The sequence below is a fragment of the Microbacterium meiriae genome (assembly GCF_032364335.1).
Taxonomy (GTDB): domain Bacteria; phylum Actinomycetota; class Actinomycetes; order Actinomycetales; family Microbacteriaceae; genus Microbacterium; species Microbacterium meiriae.
On sequence record NZ_CP133984.1, the window covers coordinates 347,549 to 364,817 of the forward strand.

General features: G+C 70.2%; 17 protein-coding genes. 14 read left to right on the top strand and 3 right to left on the bottom strand.

The window, feature by feature from the left end:
• Positions 1 to 195 precede the first annotated feature (195 nt).
• A complete protein-coding gene (locus RI211_RS01630) occupies positions 196 to 1,284 on the top strand; it encodes a VanZ family protein (protein ID WP_315638158.1) in 1,089 nt (362 codons plus the stop codon).
• Between the two features lie 10 nt (positions 1,285 to 1,294).
• Positions 1,295 to 1,999 (top strand): GTP pyrophosphokinase, encoded by a 705-nt coding sequence (locus tag RI211_RS01635; RefSeq protein WP_259954947.1) that lies wholly within the window; start codon positions 1,295 to 1,297, stop codon positions 1,997 to 1,999.
• A 10-nt stretch (positions 2,000 to 2,009) separates the two neighbouring features.
• Here the strand turns inward: RI211_RS01635 and RI211_RS01640 are convergent, their stop codons facing one another.
• Both RI211_RS01640 and RI211_RS01645 read right to left on the bottom strand, forming a co-directional pair.
• The gene (locus RI211_RS01640; RefSeq protein WP_315638157.1) at positions 2,010 to 3,290 is read right to left on the bottom strand and encodes an amidohydrolase; all 1,281 of its coding nucleotides are present in this window, start codon (positions 3,288 to 3,290) and stop codon (positions 2,010 to 2,012) included.
• A 22-nt stretch (positions 3,291 to 3,312) separates the two neighbouring features.
• Positions 3,313 to 3,957 (bottom strand): TetR/AcrR family transcriptional regulator, encoded by a 645-nt coding sequence (locus RI211_RS01645; RefSeq protein WP_315638156.1) that lies wholly within the window; start codon positions 3,955 to 3,957, stop codon positions 3,313 to 3,315.
• A gap of 153 nt (positions 3,958 to 4,110) precedes the next feature.
• Between RI211_RS01645 and RI211_RS01650 the strand changes: the two genes are divergently transcribed.
• The 10 genes from RI211_RS01650 (at position 4,111) to RI211_RS01695 (ending at position 15,003) form a co-directional block, all read left to right on the top strand.
• The gene (locus tag RI211_RS01650) at positions 4,111 to 5,772 is read left to right on the top strand and encodes an ABC transporter substrate-binding protein (RefSeq protein ID WP_315638155.1); all 1,662 of its coding nucleotides are present in this window, start codon (positions 4,111 to 4,113) and stop codon (positions 5,770 to 5,772) included.
• 107 nt (positions 5,773 to 5,879) lie between these two features.
• Positions 5,880 to 6,704: an ABC transporter ATP-binding protein gene (locus RI211_RS01655; protein ID WP_315638154.1), complete on the top strand. Its 825-nt coding sequence runs from the start codon at positions 5,880 to 5,882 to the stop codon at positions 6,702 to 6,704.
• Positions 6,701 to 7,507, top strand: a complete 807-nt coding sequence (locus RI211_RS01660; protein WP_315638153.1) for an ABC transporter ATP-binding protein — start codon at positions 6,701 to 6,703, stop codon at positions 7,505 to 7,507. The genes RI211_RS01655 and RI211_RS01660 overlap by 4 nt, the downstream gene beginning before the upstream one ends.
• Positions 7,504 to 8,592 (top strand): ABC transporter permease, encoded by a 1,089-nt coding sequence (locus RI211_RS01665; RefSeq protein ID WP_315638152.1) that lies wholly within the window; start codon positions 7,504 to 7,506, stop codon positions 8,590 to 8,592. Before RI211_RS01660 ends, RI211_RS01665 begins: the two co-directional genes overlap by 4 nt.
• A gap of 1 nt (position 8,593) precedes the next feature.
• The gene (locus RI211_RS01670) at positions 8,594 to 9,742 is read left to right on the top strand and encodes an ABC transporter permease (protein WP_315638151.1); all 1,149 of its coding nucleotides are present in this window, start codon (positions 8,594 to 8,596) and stop codon (positions 9,740 to 9,742) included.
• The gene (locus tag RI211_RS01675; RefSeq protein WP_315638150.1) at positions 9,742 to 11,994 is read left to right on the top strand and encodes an exo-beta-d-1,3/1,6-glucosidase; all 2,253 of its coding nucleotides are present in this window, start codon (positions 9,742 to 9,744) and stop codon (positions 11,992 to 11,994) included. The genes RI211_RS01670 and RI211_RS01675 overlap by 1 nt, the downstream gene beginning before the upstream one ends.
• Before the next feature lie 154 nt (positions 11,995 to 12,148).
• Positions 12,149 to 12,475 carry a ferredoxin gene (gene fdxA, locus RI211_RS01680; RefSeq protein ID WP_025103996.1) on the top strand — a complete coding sequence of 109 codons (327 nt, stop codon included), beginning with the start codon at positions 12,149 to 12,151 and terminating at the stop codon, positions 12,473 to 12,475.
• On the top strand, positions 12,472 to 13,821 hold the full coding sequence (locus RI211_RS01685; protein ID WP_315638149.1) for an FAD-dependent oxidoreductase: 1,350 nt from the start codon (positions 12,472 to 12,474) through the stop codon (positions 13,819 to 13,821). Before fdxA ends, RI211_RS01685 begins: the two co-directional genes overlap by 4 nt.
• The gene (locus RI211_RS01690) at positions 13,818 to 14,354 is read left to right on the top strand and encodes a flavin reductase family protein (protein ID WP_187663063.1); all 537 of its coding nucleotides are present in this window, start codon (positions 13,818 to 13,820) and stop codon (positions 14,352 to 14,354) included. The genes RI211_RS01685 and RI211_RS01690 overlap by 4 nt, the downstream gene beginning before the upstream one ends.
• A gap of 22 nt (positions 14,355 to 14,376) precedes the next feature.
• Positions 14,377 to 15,003, top strand: coding sequence for a superoxide dismutase (locus RI211_RS01695; protein ID WP_025103993.1), 627 nt, complete (start codon positions 14,377 to 14,379; stop codon positions 15,001 to 15,003).
• A 93-nt stretch (positions 15,004 to 15,096) separates the two neighbouring features.
• On the opposite strand, the gene RI211_RS01700 is transcribed toward RI211_RS01695, so the two are convergent.
• Positions 15,097 to 15,363: a metal-sensitive transcriptional regulator gene (locus tag RI211_RS01700; RefSeq protein WP_187663064.1), complete on the bottom strand. Its 267-nt coding sequence runs from the start codon at positions 15,361 to 15,363 to the stop codon at positions 15,097 to 15,099.
• A 93-nt stretch (positions 15,364 to 15,456) separates the two neighbouring features.
• Here RI211_RS01700 and RI211_RS01705 point away from each other — a divergent pair, with 93 nt between their 5' ends.
• Both RI211_RS01705 and RI211_RS01710 read left to right on the top strand, forming a co-directional pair.
• On the top strand, positions 15,457 to 15,621 hold the full coding sequence (locus tag RI211_RS01705) for a DUF8730 family Cys-rich protein (protein ID WP_315638026.1): 165 nt from the start codon (positions 15,457 to 15,459) through the stop codon (positions 15,619 to 15,621).
• Complete coding sequence (locus RI211_RS01710) at positions 15,618 to 17,252, top strand: FAD-dependent oxidoreductase (protein WP_315638027.1); 1,635 nt, start codon at positions 15,618 to 15,620, stop codon at positions 17,250 to 17,252. Before RI211_RS01705 ends, RI211_RS01710 begins: the two co-directional genes overlap by 4 nt.
• The last annotated feature ends 17 nt before the right edge of the window (positions 17,253 to 17,269 follow it).

Below are 17,269 nucleotides of genomic sequence, written 5' to 3' on the forward strand. Positions count from 1 at the left end.
GGGCGCTCGTGAGCGGGTCGCCGAGCAGGATGCGCTTGGCGCGCGGCGGCGCGTCCGGGGTCGGCCTCGTTTGTTCTGACACGTCCGGCGACACTACGCCGACCGCAGCCGCCCTCACGCGATCCTCACGGAATCCCTACGGCGCGGTGGCGCTCCCTCACGGAATCCTCACGGCCTCCCGGTATCCTTGCGTCAGTGGGGGATCAGGTGGTTCTGGGCGTCATCGCCGTGGCGATCGGCCTCGCTGTGGGCGTCGTGCTCTTCGTGCCCTTCGTCGCGATCAGCTACCGCCGCCGCGGACGCCTCTCGCTCGGACGCACGCTGCTCTGGCTCGCGGCGCTCGTCTACTTCTGGGCCATCTGGACGTACACGCTGCTGCCGCTTCCCGACCCGGACACCATCCGCTGCGTGGGGGCGATCACCGACCCGATGTCCGTCGTGCGCGACGTGCAGAAGGCGTTCGCCGCTCCGGGCAACCCGCTGCGCCAGCCCGCCCTGCTCCAACTCGTGTTCAACGTACTGCTGTTCGTCCCGCTCGGAGCGTTCCTCCGCGTGCTGGGCGGCCGCGGCCTCCCCACCGCCCTCGTGGTCGGGTTCGGTCTGTCCCTGCTGGTGGAGACCACCCAGCTCACCGGGGTCTGGGGGCTGTACCCGTGCGCCTACCGCTTCTTCGACGTGGGCGACCTGATGACGAACACGACCGGAGCGGTCCTCGGCTCCGTCCTCGCGCTCGTGGTGCCACGGTCGCTGCGCGGAGTTCAGGCCCGTGCGGACGCCGATGAGCCCCGTCCCGTCACGCGCGGTCGCCGCGCGCTGGCGATGCTCTGCGACGGGCTCGCGAACGGCTTCGTCGTGCTCGCCGGGGGCGTCGCGGTGCAGCTCTGGCTCGAGTACGTCGTGCAGGACCGCCAGGCCGTGCTCGACGGCACCCTCGCCGGCACGGTGAGCACGGCGGCCGCCTGTGCCCTGTGGCTCGTGGTCATCCTCGTCACCGGCCGCTCGGTGGGAGATCTCGCCGTGCAGCTGCGCTACACCGGGTCGCGACTGCCGGCCGCGCTCGCCCGGCTGCTGCGCTGGGCGGGCGGCATCGGCGGACTCACGGCGCTGGGGATGCTCGGCGGGGTGTTCGACGCCCTCTCCTCGCTGCTGATCCTCGTCGCGATCGTGCTGCTGTTCACCACCCGCCAGGGTCGTGGGCTTCCCGGCCTGCTCTCCGGCCAGCACCTCGAGGACGCCCGCGTGACGCTCTCGAATCCACAGGGGTTTCCGATCACGGATCGATAACGTCGTCCTCATGAGCGTGATCCCGGTCGACGAGCACCTGATCTCCGAGGCGAAGGAGCTCCGCGACCAGCTGCAGCGCTTCCTCCGCGAGTACGAGTTCGGGATGCGCGAGGTGGAGACGAAGATCTCGATCCTCCGCGACGAGTTCACCCACGACCACGCGTACAACCCCATCGAGCACGTCAAGAGCCGGCTCAAGTCGCCGGACAGCATCGTCGAGAAGATCGCCAGGAAGGGCATCGACGACCCGGACTTCGATCGCATCCGCACGGAGATCACCGACATCGCCGGCGTGCGGGTGACGTGCAGCTTCGTCGCCGACGTCTACCGCCTGTTCGATCTGCTGACCGCGCAGGACGACGTGACCGTCCGCACGGTCAAGGACTACATCGCGAATCCGAAGCCGAACGGGTACAAGAGCCTGCACGCCATCATCGAGGTCCCCGTCTTCCTCTCGACCGGGGCGCTGGCCGTACCGGTCGAGGTGCAGTTCCGCACCATCGCGATGGACTTCTGGGCGAGCCTGGAGCACAAGATCTACTACAAGTTCTCCAACCAGGTGCCCGCGCACCTCGTCGACAGCCTCAGCGATGCCGCCGATGCCGCCGCCGAGCTCGACACCCGCATGGAGCGGCTGCACCGCGAGGCGCACGGCGTGCCGCAGCGACAGCTCGCCCCGCCTCCTCCGCCTGCGCCGCGCGTCGTCGAGGTCTGAGCGCCCCGCCTCAGGCGAGGAACTCGCGGGCGGCCGCGGACATCGCGGTGACCCCGACCTCGATCGTCGGATGGATCTCCGGCGCGAAGAAGGGTGAATGGTTGGTGGGGATGTCCTTCTCCACGGTCCCCGCCGCAAGAGCCTCGGCGAATCGGGCGGGGTCGACGCCGCCCCAGAACCAGAACACGAGCGGGACCTCGGCGTCGCGCGCGAACCACGAGACGTCCTCGCTGCCGGTGAACATGCCGGGGTCGACGACGGCCGAGTCCCCGAGCGCGCGACGCAGCGCCGAGGAGACCCGCGCCGTCGCCTCCTCGTCGTTGATCGTGGCGGGCAGCGTGTGCTGCGTGTGGATCTCGGGCTCGCGCTCGGCACCGGACGCCATGGCCTCGGCGCGCACGATCCGTTCGACGCTCTTCAGCACCTTCTCGCGCGCGTCCTCGTTCGGATAGCGGAGGCTGAGCTCCAGCTTCGCCTCGGCCGGGATGATGTTGTTCTTGAGTCCGGCGTGGATCGATCCGACGGTCACCACGGCCACGCCCTGCGGGTCGATCTCGCGGGAGGCGATCGTCTGCAGGCGCATCACGGTCGCGGCCGCCATCACGACCGGGTCGATCGTGGCGTGCGGGCGGGAGCCGTGGCCGCCGCGGCCGTGCAGGGTGACGGTGAGGCCGTCGGAGGCGGCCATCTGGGTGCCGCTGCGCACGCCGATGATGCCCGCCGGGAGCGGGGTGACGTGCTGACCGAGCACCACGTCGGGCTTCGGGTAGCGGGCGAGCAGGCCGTCGTCGAGCATGGCCCTGGCGCCGGCGCCGTACTCCTCCGCGGGCTGGATGAGCACGACGAGGGTGCCCGACCACTCCGCGCGCTCGGCGACCAGCTTCTCCACGGCCCCGATCATCGCGGTGACGTGCATGTCGTGGCCGCAGGCGTGCATCACGGGCACGGTCGTGCCGGCCGGATCGACGCCCTTCGCGGTGCTCGCGTACGCCAGACCCGTCTGCTCCTCGACCGGCAGCGCGTCCATGTCGGCGCGCACCCACACGACCGGCCGCGGGAACTCCTCCTCTTGGGTCCCTGAGCTCGTCGAAGGGCCATCCTGGGTCCCTGAGCTCGTCGAAGGGTTGTTGCGCAGCACGCCGACCACGCCGGTCACGCCGACACCTTCCTCGACGTCGAGCCCCAGGTCGCGCAGGTGCTGGGCGGCGATGCCCGCGGTCCTGGTCTCCTGGAACGACAGCTCCGGGTGCTGGTGCAGATCGATGTAGAGCGCTTCGAGGTCGATGGCCATGCGCCCGAGCCTAGCCGGGAGGTCAGGGCCGCGCGTAGGACTCCAGGGCCGGTCCCGGATGCAGCACGCCGTTCACGATCGCGCGGATCGCGAACTCGCTCGCGGCGCCGAGGGAGACCACTCCGGGGTGCAGGAGCCACTGGAGCTGCAGTCCGTCCATCACGGCGAGGATGGCGGCCGAGGCGGCGGCGATGGTCGCGGGTTCGGTCACGCCCTCCTGGGAGCAGAGCTCGCCGAACGCCGCCGTCACCTCCCGGCGCAGGGTCGTGTAGCGGTCCTCGAAGTACTCGCGGCCGGGGTGGTCGTCGGTCACCGACTCGGAGGACAGGACCGTGTAGGCCTGCACGATGCCCGGCCGCTTCTCGTTGGCGAACGCCGTGCGGACGAGGTGGAGGAAGAGCTCCGGCCCGTCGGGGATGTGCTTCTCGGCGAGGTCGGCCACGTCGGCCTGATCCCGGTAGGCGAGCACTTCGAGGAGGAGCTTCTGCTTCGAGCCGAAGTGGTGCAGGACGCCCGCGTGGGTGATGCCGACCTGTTCGGCGACATCGGCGAGGGTGCCGTTCGTCGAGCCCTTGTTGCCGAAGATCTCCACCGCCGCCTTGAGGATCTGCTCGCGCTTCTCCCGCGTGGCCGGGCGCACCCGGACCGTGTGCACATCGTCCGTCATGAGCCCACCTCCCCTCGTCGCACTCTGCTTGCCAACCAACTTACTCCTCGGTAACCTCTCCACAGCTTACTTTCTCGACAGTAAGCAAAAGCGCGGTCGGAGGCGATCCGTCGGCCGCGTCGCCGCACAAGGACCCGTGCCCAAGGAGAAGCAATGAAGCTCACGAAAACCCTGATCGCCGCCAGCGCGGTCGCCGTCCTCGGCGTCTCCGCGCTCGCCGGATGCTCGGCAGGCGGTGGATCCGGCGACGGTGCCGGATCCGCATCCCTCACCATCGCGAAGCCCGACGGTGCGATCACCACCGAGTCGAACAACCCGTTCGTCGGGGACTCCGCGGCATCGAAATACGGCTACGCCAAGGTCGTGTTCGAGACCCTGGCCCTGGTGAACCAGACGGGAGACCGCGGTACCACGCCATGGCTCGCCGAGAGCCTCGAATGGAACGACGACTACACGCAGCTCACGGTCGTCCCGCGCGCGGACGTCACCTGGAGCGACGGCGAGCCGTTCACGGCCGACGACATCGTCTTCTCCTTCGAGACCGCCTCGATCCCCGCCCTCGACACCGCCGGTCTCAAGTACGAGGGGGCCGAGGTCGACGGCGACAAGGTCGTGCTGAGCTTCGGCGACTCCAAGTACGTCAACCAGGCACGAGTGCTGCACGTGCCGATCGTTCCCAAGCACATCTGGGAGAAGTTCGAGGACCCGGCCACCGACCCCGTCACGGGCGACGACCTCGTCGGCACCGGCCCCTACGCGATGGCGAACTGGTCGACCGAGTCGGTCACGCTCGACGCGCGCGACGACTACTGGGGCGGCGACCTCGCCGTGCCGGAGCTGCACTACGTCTCGTACGGCGACAACACCGCCCTCACCACGGCCCTCGCGAACGGCGACGCCGACTGGGCGCAGGCGTTCATCCCGCAGATCGAGGAGCAGTTCCTCTCGGCCGACCCCGAGCACAACAAGTTCCTCGCCTCTCCGACCACCGGCTCCGCCACGCTGTTCATGAACCTGCAGCAGAAGCCGTTCGACGACCCCGCCTTCCGTCAGGCGCTCGCCTGGGTGATCGACCGCGACGCCTACGTCGACATCGCGCGCGAGGGGGCCAGCGAGCCGGTCTGGTCGGTCACCGGACTGTCGTCGATCCTCGAAGACGAGATCCAGCCGGAGTTCCAGGGCGTCGACTACAAGGTCGACGCCGAGAAGGCGCGTGACCTGCTGGAGACCGCCGGGTACACGTGGAAGGACGACGCGCTGATCGACCCCGACGGCACGCCCGTCTCGTTCACGCTCTCCGTCCCGTCCGGCTGGAGCGACTGGAACACCGCGCAGGAGCTCATCGCCGAGGACGTGAAGGACGGCATCGGCGCCGAGGTCAAGATCGACATGCCCGACTGGGGCGGCTGGGCCGACCCCCGCGACAACGGCACGTTCTCTGCGATCATCCACTGGCTGGAGGACAGCGGCACGGCGTACGGCCTCTACACCTCGACCATGGATCCGCGGTGGATCTCGCCCGAGGGCAAGGCCGGCTTCAACTTCGGCCGCTTCGACGACCCGGAGGCGACCGCCGCGCTGAACACCTACGCCAACGCCTCGTCCGACGAGGAGCGCACCACCGCCATCGACACGCTGCAGACGATCTTCTCCGAGCAGGTGCCGGCCATCCCGCTGGGCGCCCACCCGCTGCTGGGCGAGTTCAACACGCGCAACTACGTCGGCTGGCCGTCGGAGGACGACACCTACGCGTCCGCCGACCCGACGCAGCCGAACATCGTGCAGATCCTCACGAAGCTGAAGCCCGCCGAGTAGGACTTCGACAGGCTCAGCCACCCACGGCGGGGCTTCGACAGGCTCAGCCACCCATCTCTGGGTCCCTGAGCCTGTCGAAGGGCCCGCCCCCCCACGAAGGACACCCCATGTCAGATCCCCTGCTCACCGTGCGCGACTTCTCCGTCGTGTACGACGTCGATCCGCCCGTCGAGGCGGTGAAGAACGTGACCCTCGAACTGCAGCGCGGCGAGATCCTGGGCCTCGCTGGTGAGAGCGGCTGCGGCAAGACCACGCTCGCCTACGGGGTGCAGCGCCTGCTGCGCGCTCCGGCCGTCATCACCGGCGGCAGCGTGACCTTCCACGATGTGACCGGTGTCGACATCGACATCAACGCGCTGGACGTCGACGCGATGCAGCGATTCCGCTGGGACAAGGTCTCGATGGTGTTCCAGGGCGCGATGAACGCCCTCAACCCCGTGGCGACGATCGGCTCGCAGCTGGAGGACGTGTTCGAGATCCACCGCCCCGACATGAACCGCACGCAGCGGCGTGCCGAGGCCGAGGAGCTGCTCGAGATCGTCAAGGTCGGGCGCCAGCGCATCCGCTCCTTCCCGCACGAGCTCTCCGGCGGCATGCGCCAGCGCGTCATGATCGCGATGGCCCTCGCGCTGCGGCCGCAGCTGATGGTCATGGACGAGCCGACGACCGCGCTCGACGTGCTGGTGCAGCGGGAGATCCTCACGCAGATCTCCCAGCTGCGGCACGAGTTCGGCTTCTCGGTGATCTTCATCACCCACGACCTTCCGCTTCTGCTGGAGATCAGCGACCGGATCGCGATCATGCGCGAAGGAGAGATCATCGAGCTCGATACGGCGGAGCGCATCTGGACGCAGCCCGAGCACGAGTACACGAAGACCCTGCTGTCGTCGTTCCCCCGGCTCACCGGGGAGAGAGGGGTGCTGGTGCGATGACCACCCTCGAATTCCGTCACGTCACGAAGGCGTACAACGTCCGAGGCGCCGGTCAGATCAAAGCCCTCGACGACGTGAGCTTCACGCTGACATCCGGGCAGACGATCGGCCTGGTCGGACAGTCCGGCAGCGGCAAGTCCACGATCGCGAAGATCCTCACCCAGCTCGAGACCCCGACCAGCGGTGAGGTGCTGCTCGACGGCACGCCCATCCCGCGCCGCGGCAGAGGCCTGCGGAAGTACCGTCAGCAACTGCGCATGGTGTTCCAGGACCCGTTCGCCTCGCTCAACCCGTACCACTCGATCCGCTACCACCTGGAGCGGCCGATCCGCCTCGACGACGTGGTGCCCAAGAAGGAGACCGAGAACGAGGTGCGTCGGCTTCTCGACCGGGTGCGCCTCGATGCGGACGCGGTGATCGACCGCCGCCCCCACGAGCTGTCGGGCGGCCAGCGGCAGCGTGTGGCCATCGCCCGTGCCCTGGCCTCGCGTCCCTCGCTCCTGGTCGCCGACGAGCCGGTGTCGATGCTCGACGTGTCGATCCGGCTCGGCGTGCTGAACCTGCTGGCCGACCTGCAGCGCGAGGAGGGACTCGGCGTGCTCTACATCACGCACGACCTGGCGACCGCTCGACACTTCAGCGACGAGATCATGGTCCTCAACCAGGGGCGCGTGGTCGAGTACGGCACTGCCGACGACGTGATCCTCAACCCGCAGGATCCGTACACCCGCGAGCTGCGCGCGGCCTCTCCCGATCCGGAGAAGCACTTCGCCGCAGCGGCATCGAACGGAGGCGCCCTGTGAGCACGGCATTCCCCCAGCTCGACGACAACGACCTCGTCGCCCGCGATGCCCTCGAGGTCGGCACCACCGCGACCACGGCGGAGCGCACCAGGCGGCCGGTGCCGTGGCGCTTCTTCGCCGGTCGCGCGGCCTTCTACCTGTTCACGCTGTGGGCGGCGATCACGATCAACTTCTTCCTGCCTCGGCTCATGAAGGGGGATGCGGTCAGCTCGTACCTCGCGCGCAACCGCACCGTGAGCCCCGAGGCGGCAGATGCGCTGCGTGTGCTGCTCGGCATCGACACCGACAAGTCCATCTGGCAGCAGTACCTCGAGTACTGGGGGATGCTGCTGCGCGGCGACCTGGGCATCTCGACCCTGCACGGTCTGCGGCCGGTCGCCGAGGTGCTCGCCGCCGCCCTGCCCTGGACGCTCGGGCTGGTCGGCATCGCGACCATCATCTCGTTCGCGATCGGCACGCTGCTCGGAGCCGTCGTGGGATGGAAGCGGGGCAGCAGGCTCGACGCGATCATCCCGGTCACGACGTTCTTCAACACGATCCCGTACTTCTGGCTCGGACTCATCGCGATCGCGATCTTCTCCTCGGCCCTGAAGTGGTTCCCCTCATCGCACGCCTACGACAAGGGGCAATCGCCGGAGTGGAGTCTCGACTTCATCGGCCAGGTGATCATGCACGGCACGCTGCCGGCGCTGACCATCGTCGTCGCCTCGCTCGGCGGCTGGGTCCTCGGCATGCGCAACATGATGCTGACGGTGCTCGACGACGACTACATCACCGTCGCCCAGGCCAAGGGCATGCCCAACCGACGCGTGCTCTGGGCGTACGCGGCCCGCAACGCCGTGCTCCCGCAGATCCAGAGCTTCGCGCTGTCGATCGGCTTCATCGTCGGCGGCACGATCGTCATGGAGATGGTCTTCAGCTACCCCGGCGTTGGCAAGCTGCTGCTCGACGCGACCAACGCCAAGGACTTCGCCCTCATGCAGGGCGTGTTCCTCGTGATCACGCTGTCGGTGCTCGTGGCCAACATCCTCGCCGATGTCGTCTACGCCTACCTCGACCCGCGCACGCGCCAGATGGAGTCCTGACATGACCGTTCCCACCACCGCAGCGACGACAGCGCCCGACGGATCGGCCGTCGTCTCCGGCATGCCCGAGACCGCGACACTGCGCACCCCGCCGGCGGGAGCGCCGCCGCGCAAGACGTTCTGGTCGCAGCTCGCGCAGGCGTTCGCGATGTTCCGCAATCCCAAGTCGATCGCCGGGCTCCTCATCCTCGGGGTGTTCGTGCTCATCGCGATCCTCGCCCCGTGGATCGCCCCGTACGGACCGACCCAGAAGGACCGCACGGCGCTGCGTCAGCCGCCCTCCTGGGAGCACTGGCTGGGCACGACGCACATGGGCGAAGACGTGCTGAGCCAGATCATCTACGGCACCCGCGGGGTGATCGTCGTCGGCTTCCTCGCGGCCTTCATCGCCACGATCATCGCGATCACGATCGGTGTGATCGCCGGCTACGTGCGCGGCTGGAAGAGCGAATCGCTGTCGGCGCTGACGAACGTGTTCCTGGTGATCCCCGGCATCCCGCTCATCATCATCATCGCCTCGCAGTTCGAGAACCCGCCGCTGATCGTGATCGCCGCGGTGCTCGGGCTCACCGGGTGGGCGTGGGGCGCCCGCGTGCTGCGGGCGCAGACCATGTCGCTGCGCAACCGCGACTTCATCCAGGCCGCGCGCGCGAACGGCGAGCCGCTGCGCCGCATCATCACGGTCGAGATGCTCCCGAACCTCATGGCGCTCATCGCCTCGAGCTTCGTCGGCACCGTGACCGCGGCCATCCTCGGCCTCACGACTCTGGCCTTCATCGGGGTGATCCCTGTCAGCAACCTGAACTGGGGGACCATCCTGTTCTGGGCGCAGCAGAACGGCGCCTTCCCGCGTCTGTGGTGGTGGTACGTGCCGGCCGGGCTCTGCATCGCGATCATCGGCGTCGCGCTCTCGCTCATCAACTTCGGCATCGACGAGTACGTCAACCCGCGCCTGCGCTCGGCGGGTGAGCGAGCCAGGGCGATGAAGAAGAAGGGGCTCAACGTGAACGACGCCGTCACGGCCGTCCGCAGCGTGCCCCTGCCGGAGAAGAGCCCCGATCCCGTATCGTCGGCGACTTCGCCGGGCGCTTCCGGCACCACCGACTCCTCGAACACCGCGACACCGCACACGAACCAGAACGCGAAGTGATGACCTCTCAGACCCTGACCACCGCACTGCCCTACCAGGACCCCGACCTCACCATCCGCGAACGCGTGGCCGACCTCCTCAGTCGCATGACGCTCGAGGAGAAGGTCGGGCAGATGCTCCAGCTCGACGCTCGCGACGACATCGACGACCACGTGCTCCGGCGGCACGCGGGCTCGATCCTGCACGCCTCGGACGAGCGTCTGCGGCGGGCTGCCGTCCTGGTCGCGCAGACCCGACTCGGCATCCCGCTGCTCGTGGGCGAGGACTGCATCCACGGTCACTCCTTCTTCCCTGGGGGCACGATCTACCCGACGCAGCTCGGCATGGCGGCCTCGTGGGACCCGGCGCTCGTCGAGCGTGTGGCGCGGGCGACGGCCGAGGAGGTCGCCGTCACCGGCATCCACTGGACGTTCTCGCCGGTGCTCTGCATCGCCCGCGACCTGCGCTGGGGGCGGGTGGGGGAGACCTTCGGGGAGGACCCGTTCCTCATCGGGGAGCTGGCTTCGGCCATGGTGCGCGGCTATCAGGGTGACGGGCTCGACGACCCCACCGCGATCCTCGCCACGGCCAAGCACTTCGCCGGCTACTCGGAAACGCAGGGTGGACGCGACGCCAGCGAGGCGGACATCTCCCCGCGCAAGCTGCGCTCCTGGTTCCTGCCGCCGTTCGAGCGGGTCGCCCGCGAGGGCTGCCGGACGTTCATGCTCGGCTACCAGACGACGGACGGGGTGCCCATCACGCTGAACGAGTGGCTGCTCAGCGACGTGCTCCGTGGCGAGTGGGGCTACACCGGCACGCTCATCACCGACTGGGACAACGTAGGCCGGATGGTGTGGGAGCAGCGGGTGCAGCCCGACCTCACGCATGCGGCGGCCGCCGCGGTGCGCGCAGGGAACGACATGGTGATGACCACGCCCGGGTTCTTCGAGGGGGCGCTGGACGCGGTCGCCAGGGGGCTGCTGCCGGAGGACGCGTTCGACGACGCGGTCTCCCGCATCCTCACGCTGAAGTTCGAGCTCGGACTCTTCGAAGACCCCCGGCTGCCCCGCGACGACGTGTCCGCCGTGGTCGGCAGCGCCGCGCATGCGGAGCTCAACCTCGAGATCGCGCGCCGCTCGCTCGTGCTCCTCGAGAACGACGGCCTGCTGCCGCTGGACCCTGCGGAGCCGCTGCGGGTGGCGGTGACCGGGCCGCTCGCGGACGACGCGCAGACGCAGCTCGGCGACTGGGCGGGCGGCTCGGGCCAGGCGGGCTGGCTCGACGGACAGCCCCGCGAGATGATCACGACCGTGCTCGACGGCCTCCGCACGGTGGGCGCGTGGACGGTCACGCACACGCGCGGCGCCGACATCCTCACGCTCGCCGACGACCCCCGCGGCACGCACTTCCCGGACAACCAGCCGCGTCCTCCCGTGGTGCAGCCGTGCCCTCCGGATCCCGCGCTGATCGCGGAGGCGGTGGCCGCCGCCGAGGCCGCGGACGTCGTGGTCGCGGTGGTGGGCGATCGCATCGAGCTCGTGGGCGAGGGACGGTCCACGGCCACGCTGGAGCTCATCGGCGGTCAGAACGCCCTGCTCGATGCGCTCATCGAGACCGGGAAGCCCGTCGTCGTGGTGCTGCTGGCGTCCAAGCCTCTCGTGCTCCCGTCTTCGGTGCAGCGCGCGGCGGCCGTCGTGTGGGCGGCCAACCCGGGCATGCAGGGCGGACGGGCGTTCGCCGACATCGTCACGGGTGCCGTGGAGCCCTCGGGCCGGCTGCCGATCTCGTTCGCGCGGCACGTCGGACAGCAGCCGACCTACTACAACCAGATCCGCGGCCAGCACGGCGACCGCTACGCCGACCTCATCCAGGCGCCCGCGTGGGCCTTCGGCGAGGGCCGGTCGTACACGACCGTGGCGTACGCGGACCTGGAGCTGGAGCAGACGGAGCTGCGCCTCGGCGACACCGTGGTGGGGCACGTGACCGTGACGAACACGGGAGACCGGCCCGTCCGCGAGACCGTGCAGGCCTACGTGCGGGACGAGGTGACGAGCGTGAGCTGGACCGACCGTGAACTGAAGTCCTTCCGGCAGGTCGACCTCGCGCCGGGGGAGAGCGCCCGCGTGCGGATCGAGGTCCCCGTCGCGGACTGCGCGATCGTGACCGCCGCCGGCGTCCGCACCGTGGAGCCCGGTGCCTTCACGCTCCTCGTCGGCCCCAGCTCCCGCGAGGAGCACCTCCTCCCCGCCCCCTTCGAGATCTCCCCGTCCTGATCCCGAGACCCCGCTTCCCCGCCGAGACCCCGTCGTGTCCGCGCGGCGCAGGCGGGGTCTCGGCGCGAGGCCGGGGTCTCGGCGCCTCGATTGACCTCAAGTGCACTTGAGGTTTTACGGTGGAGGGCGTGAGTGGGACAGAGAAGAAGTCGCGATGACGTACGTGATCGCGCTGCCGTGCGTCGACCTCAAGGACAAGGCCTGCATCGACGAGTGCCCCGTCGACTGCATCTACGAGGGCGAACGGTCGCTCTACATCCACCCCGACGAGTGCGTGGACTGCGGAGCGTGCGAGCCGGTGTGCCCCGTCGAGGCGATCTACTACGAGGACGACCTCCCCGACGAGTGGCAGGACTACTACAAGGCCAACGTCGAGTTCTTCGACGAGATCGGCTCGCCCGGCGGCGCCGCCCGCACCGGACTCATCCGGCACGACCACCCCCTCATCGCCGCACTTCCGCCGCAGGAGGTGCACGAGTGACCCCGCGCATCGCCATCGTCGGCGCGGGGCCCGCGGGCATCTACGCCGCCGACCTCCTCCGGGCGCAGGTGCCGGAGGCGGCCATCGACCTGTACGAGAAGCTTCCCGCCCCGTACGGCCTCGTCCGCTACGGCGTCGCCCCCGACCACCCGCGCATCCGCAAGATCATCGATGCGCTGCACGACGTACTCCTCCAGCCCGGCATCCGGCTGCGCGGCAACGTCGAGGTCGGCGTCGATGTGACGGTCGACGAGCTCCGCCGGGCGTACGACGGCGTCGTCATTGCGACCGGAGCCGACCGTGACGTGACGTTCGACGTGCCGGGAGCCGACCTTCCCGGATCGTACGGCGCCGCGGAGTTCGTGGCCTGGTACGACGCGCACCCCGACGTCGCCCAGGGCTGGGGTCTGGAGGCGGAGTCCGTGGCCGTGCTCGGCGCAGGCAACGTCGCGCTCGACGTCACGCGCATCCTCGCGAAGCACGCCGCGGCGCTGGAGTCGACCGACACCCCCGACCACATCCTCGACGCGCTCGCCGCGAGTCGGATCCGCGACGTGCACCTCTTCGCCCGCCGCGGTCCGGCCGATGTGCGCTTCTCGGCCCTGGAGCTGCGCGAGCTGGGCGAGCAGCACGACGTGGAGGTGATCGTCGACCCCGCCGATCTCGAGCTCGACGACCATGCCGCCCGCATGCTGGAGCAGTTCTCCCAGCGCCGCATCATCGTGCGCACCCTCACGGAGTGGGCGCAGCGTCCGTCCGCCGGGGCCTCCCGGCGCATCCACCTGCACTTCCGGCATCGACCCGTCCGCGTCCTCGGTGCGGACCGCGTGGAGGGCATCGAGTTCGAGCGCACCGCGTCCGATCCGCTCGGCCGCATGGTCGGCACCGGCGAGCTCGTGCGCTACGAGGTCGGCGCCGTCTACCGGGCGATCGGCTACCTCTCCTCGCCCGTGCCCGGTGTGCCGTTCGACGCGGCGCGGGGCGTCGTGCCGAATGCGGAGGGGCGGGTGCTCGATGCCGACGGCGCGCCCGTCCCTCGCCTCTACGCCACCGGCTGGATCAAGCGCGGGCCGATCGGACTCATCGGCTCGACCAAGTCCGACGCCGCGCAGACCGTGCAGCATCTCGTCGAGGACCTCGCTGCCACTCCGTCCGCCCGCATCGACCGGGACCCGCCCCTGGACCTCCCCGGCGTGGTGGACTGGGAGGGTTGGTTGCGCATCGACGCGGCCGAGCGCCGCGCCGGAGCCGTCCGCGGCCGGGAGCGCACGAAGCTCATCGACCGCGCGGCCATGCGCGCTCACGCGACCCCCACCCCCATCCCTCTCGAGGAGAGCACCCGATGACCCGCGACCCGCACACCACCCCGCACCCCGCCGCTCCGGTGCCCACGCCGGTCGGCGAGGGGCTCAAGGCGGCGTTCCGCACCCACCCCGCCGGTGTCGCCATCATCACGGCGCAGGGCCCGGACGGCCCCGTCGGCCTCACGGCGTCGAGCGTGTCGTCGGTCGCGGTCGATCCGGCGGCCATCGTGTTCTCGGTGACCAGGGCGACCGGAAGCGCCGGGGCCATCCTCGGCGCGGAGACCTTCGTCGTGCATCTCATCGACGACGAGCACTCCGCGCTCGCCCAGAGCTTCGCGGTGAGCGGTTCCGAGCGCTTCACGCCCGAGCAGGGCTGGACGACGCTGCCGACCGGGGAGCCGCACCTGGCGGAGGCCAGGGTCGCACTGCGCTGCCGAGCGATCCAGACCGTGCCCGTCGGCTCGTCGACCGTGGTGATCGCCGAGGTGCTCGAGGTGCTCGCGGGCCGCCCCGCCCGCCCGCTCGTCTACATCGACCGCCGATTCCACGCCCTGTCCCACGACACCGCCCTCTGACCCCGTCACGAAAGGAACAACCATGTCCACTCCGTACACGCTCCCCGAGCTGCCCTACGACTACTCCGCGCTGGAGCCGCACATCTCCGGCAAGATCATGGAGCTCCACCACTCCAAGCACCACCAGGCCTACGTGACCGGCGCGAACACGGCGCTGGAGCAGCTCGCGGCGGCCCGGGACAGCGGCGACCTCGGAGCGGTGAACAAGCTCGAGAAGGACCTCGCGTTCAACCTCGGCGGCCACATCAACCACTCCGTGTTCTGGCAGAACCTCTCGCCGGAGGGCGGCGGGGCTCCGGAGGGCGAGCTCTCGGCGGCCCTGGCGGACTCCTTCGGGTCGATCGACGGCTTCCGCGCGCACTTCACCGCGACGGCCCTCGGCGTGCAGGGCTCCGGGTGGGCCGTGCTCGCCTGGGACTCGGTGGGGGCCCGCCCGGTGATCTTCCAGCTCTTCGACCAGCAGGGCAACGCGCCGCTCGGCGTCATCCCGCTGCTGCAGCTCGACGTGTGGGAGCACGCCTACTACCTCGACTACCTGAACGTGCGGGCGGACTACGTCAAGGCGTTCTGGAACCTCGTGAACTGGCCCGACGTGCAGCGCCGCTTCGAGACGGCCCGCACCGCGACCGCGGGTCTCCTCGTCCCCTGACCCCCTCTTTGCCGACCCGGCCCCTTGCGTGCGCCCCGGCCCGTTGCGATCGTCCGCAACGGGCCGGGGCGCACGCAAGGGGCCGGGTTGCGTTCAGGCGAGGGTGAGGAAGAGCTTCTCCAGGTCGGGGAGGGGGACGGCGTCGTCCTGCGCGGGGTCCTCGAGGCAGGTCTTCATGGCGGAGGCGATGATCTGGAACCCCGCCTTGTCGAGGGCGGAGGTCACGGCGGCGAGCTGCGTGACGACGGCCCGGCAGTCACCGCCGCTCTCGACCGCGGCGATCACGGCGCCGAGCTGTCCCTGTGCGCGCTTGAGGCGGTTGGCGATCTTGCGCTGCGTGTCGATGTCGACGGTGGTCATGGTCACTCCCTGAAGGCCGGCTGTGCGCTCCACTATACCCCCGGGGGTATAGTGTCTGCATACCCACCGGGGTATCGAGTGAGGAGAGAACACATGTGTCGAGCAGTCCGTTGCCGTACCTGCGGGAAGACCACCTGGGCGGGGTGCGGTCAGCACGTCGATGCCGTCCGCCGCACCGTGCCGGCATCGGACTGGTGCGCGGGCCATCCGAAGGACGAGGCCAAGAGCGGTCTCCTGGCCCGGCTGTTCGGCCGATGAGCGCGCCGCTCCGCGTCGTCATCGTCGGCGGGGTCGCCGGCGGCATGTCGGCGGCGACCCGGCTCCGGCGGCTCGCCGAGTCCGCGGACATCGTCGTCTTCGAGCGCGGGCCCGAGGTCTCCTACGCCAACTGTGGTCTGCCCTACTACGTGGGCGGCGTGATCGAGGAGCGCGACGCCCTCCTGCTGCAGACCCCGGAGCCGCTGCACCGCCGCTTCCGGCTGGACGTCCGCGTCCGTCACGACGTCGTCGGCATCGACACCGCGCGCAAGACGGTCGAGGTCGTCGATCTCGACAGCGGCCGTCGGAGCACCCACCCGTACGACCGCCTCGTGCTCGCCACCGGTGCCCGGCCCCGCGGCGACGAGCCGACCGGAGCCCTCCCCGCGCGGAGCCTGCGGACCGTGGCGGAGGCCGATGCGATCGAGGCCGCCCTCCGCCCCGGACTGCCGGTGGTCGTCGTCGGCGGCGGATACACGGGACTCGAGGCCGTCGAGAACCTCGTCGCCCGGGGCGCCGCGGTGACCCTGGTGCAGCGCGGTGCCCAGCTGCTCGGGCCGCTGGATCCGGAGATGGCCGCGCCCCTCGCGGCCGAGGTCCGGCGCCGCGGAGTCGACGTGCGACTCGGCGTCGAGGTCGTGGCCACGGCCGCGGATTCCGTGACCCTGAGCGACGGTGCCACCCTCCCTGCGGAGTTCCTCGTCGACGCCTCCGGGGTCGTGCCCGAGGTCGGACTCGCCCGCACCGCCGGGATCCGTCTTGGCGAGACCGGCGGAATCGCCGTCGACGAGGCCTGCCGCACCAGTGCGCCCGACGTCTTCGCGGTCGGCGACGGCGTCGAGAAGGCCGACCTCATCGGCGGTGGTGCGGCACTCGTGACCATGGCCGGTCTCGCCAACCGCCACGGCCGGATGGTCGCCGACGTCATCGCGGGGCGGGAGGAGTCAGCGCGCCCCGCGCTCGGCACCGGCATCGTGCAGGTGTTCGGCCTGGCCGCCGCGAAGACCGGATGGAGCGAGAAGCAGCTCCGTGCCGCGGGCCGCGACTTCTACGCCGTGCATGTGCATCCGGCGTCGCACGCCGGCTACTACCCGGGCGCGGAGACCCTCTCGATGAAGCTCCTTGCCGACCCCGCCACCGACCGCATCCTCGGGGCGCAGATCGTGGGTCGTGACGGCGTGGACAAGCGGATCGACGTCATCGCGACGGCGCTGCAGGCGGGCGTCACGGCCGCCGGTCTCGCGCACCTCGAGCTCGCGTATGCCCCGCAGTTCGGCTCCGCGAAGGATGCCGTGAACATCCTCGGCTACGTGGCCGAGAACACCCGCAGCGGCACCACGCCGACCCTCCAGTGGCACGAGCTCGACGACGCCCTGCAGGCGGGCGCAGCCCTCATCGACGTCCGCTCCGCGGGCGAGCATGCGAACGGCGCCATCCCCGGCGCGCGGAACATCCCGCTCGACGAGCTGCGTGACCGCCTCGACGAGCTGCCGGACGGGCCCCTCGTGGTGCACTGCCAGGTCGGTCTCCGGGGGCACATCGCCACCCGGCTGCTGCGGCAGCACGGGCGCGAGGTGCGCAATCTCGACGGCGGCTACCGCACCTGGCGGGACGCGACCGCAGAGTGCTGAGCTCGACGCGTTCACAA

What these genes read in the sequence shown, in the direction of transcription:
- RI211_RS01635 (WP_259954947.1), top strand. Translation starts at nt 1,295, where the DNA reads ATGAGCGTGATCCCGGTCGACGAGCACCTGATCTCCGAGGCGAAGGAG.
- RI211_RS01640 (WP_315638157.1), bottom strand. Translation starts at nt 3,290, where the DNA reads ATGGCCATCGACCTCGAAGCGCTCTACATCGATCTGCACCAGCACCCG.
- RI211_RS01645 (WP_315638156.1), bottom strand. Translation starts at nt 3,957, where the DNA reads ATGACGGACGATGTGCACACGGTCCGGGTGCGCCCGGCCACGCGGGAG.
- RI211_RS01650 (WP_315638155.1), top strand. Translation starts at nt 4,111, where the DNA reads ATGAAGCTCACGAAAACCCTGATCGCCGCCAGCGCGGTCGCCGTCCTC.
- RI211_RS01655 (WP_315638154.1), top strand. Translation starts at nt 5,880, where the DNA reads ATGTCAGATCCCCTGCTCACCGTGCGCGACTTCTCCGTCGTGTACGAC.
- RI211_RS01660 (WP_315638153.1), top strand. Translation starts at nt 6,701, where the DNA reads ATGACCACCCTCGAATTCCGTCACGTCACGAAGGCGTACAACGTCCGA.
- RI211_RS01670 (WP_315638151.1), top strand. Translation starts at nt 8,594, where the DNA reads ATGACCGTTCCCACCACCGCAGCGACGACAGCGCCCGACGGATCGGCC.
- RI211_RS01675 (WP_315638150.1), top strand. Translation starts at nt 9,742, where the DNA reads ATGACCTCTCAGACCCTGACCACCGCACTGCCCTACCAGGACCCCGAC.
- fdxA (WP_025103996.1), top strand. Translation starts at nt 12,149, where the DNA reads ATGACGTACGTGATCGCGCTGCCGTGCGTCGACCTCAAGGACAAGGCC.
- RI211_RS01690 (WP_187663063.1), top strand. Translation starts at nt 13,818, where the DNA reads ATGACCCGCGACCCGCACACCACCCCGCACCCCGCCGCTCCGGTGCCC.
- RI211_RS01695 (WP_025103993.1), top strand. Translation starts at nt 14,377, where the DNA reads ATGTCCACTCCGTACACGCTCCCCGAGCTGCCCTACGACTACTCCGCG.
- RI211_RS01700 (WP_187663064.1), bottom strand. Translation starts at nt 15,363, where the DNA reads ATGACCACCGTCGACATCGACACGCAGCGCAAGATCGCCAACCGCCTC.
- RI211_RS01705 (WP_315638026.1), top strand. Translation starts at nt 15,457, where the DNA reads ATGTGTCGAGCAGTCCGTTGCCGTACCTGCGGGAAGACCACCTGGGCG.
- RI211_RS01710 (WP_315638027.1), top strand. Translation starts at nt 15,618, where the DNA reads ATGAGCGCGCCGCTCCGCGTCGTCATCGTCGGCGGGGTCGCCGGCGGC.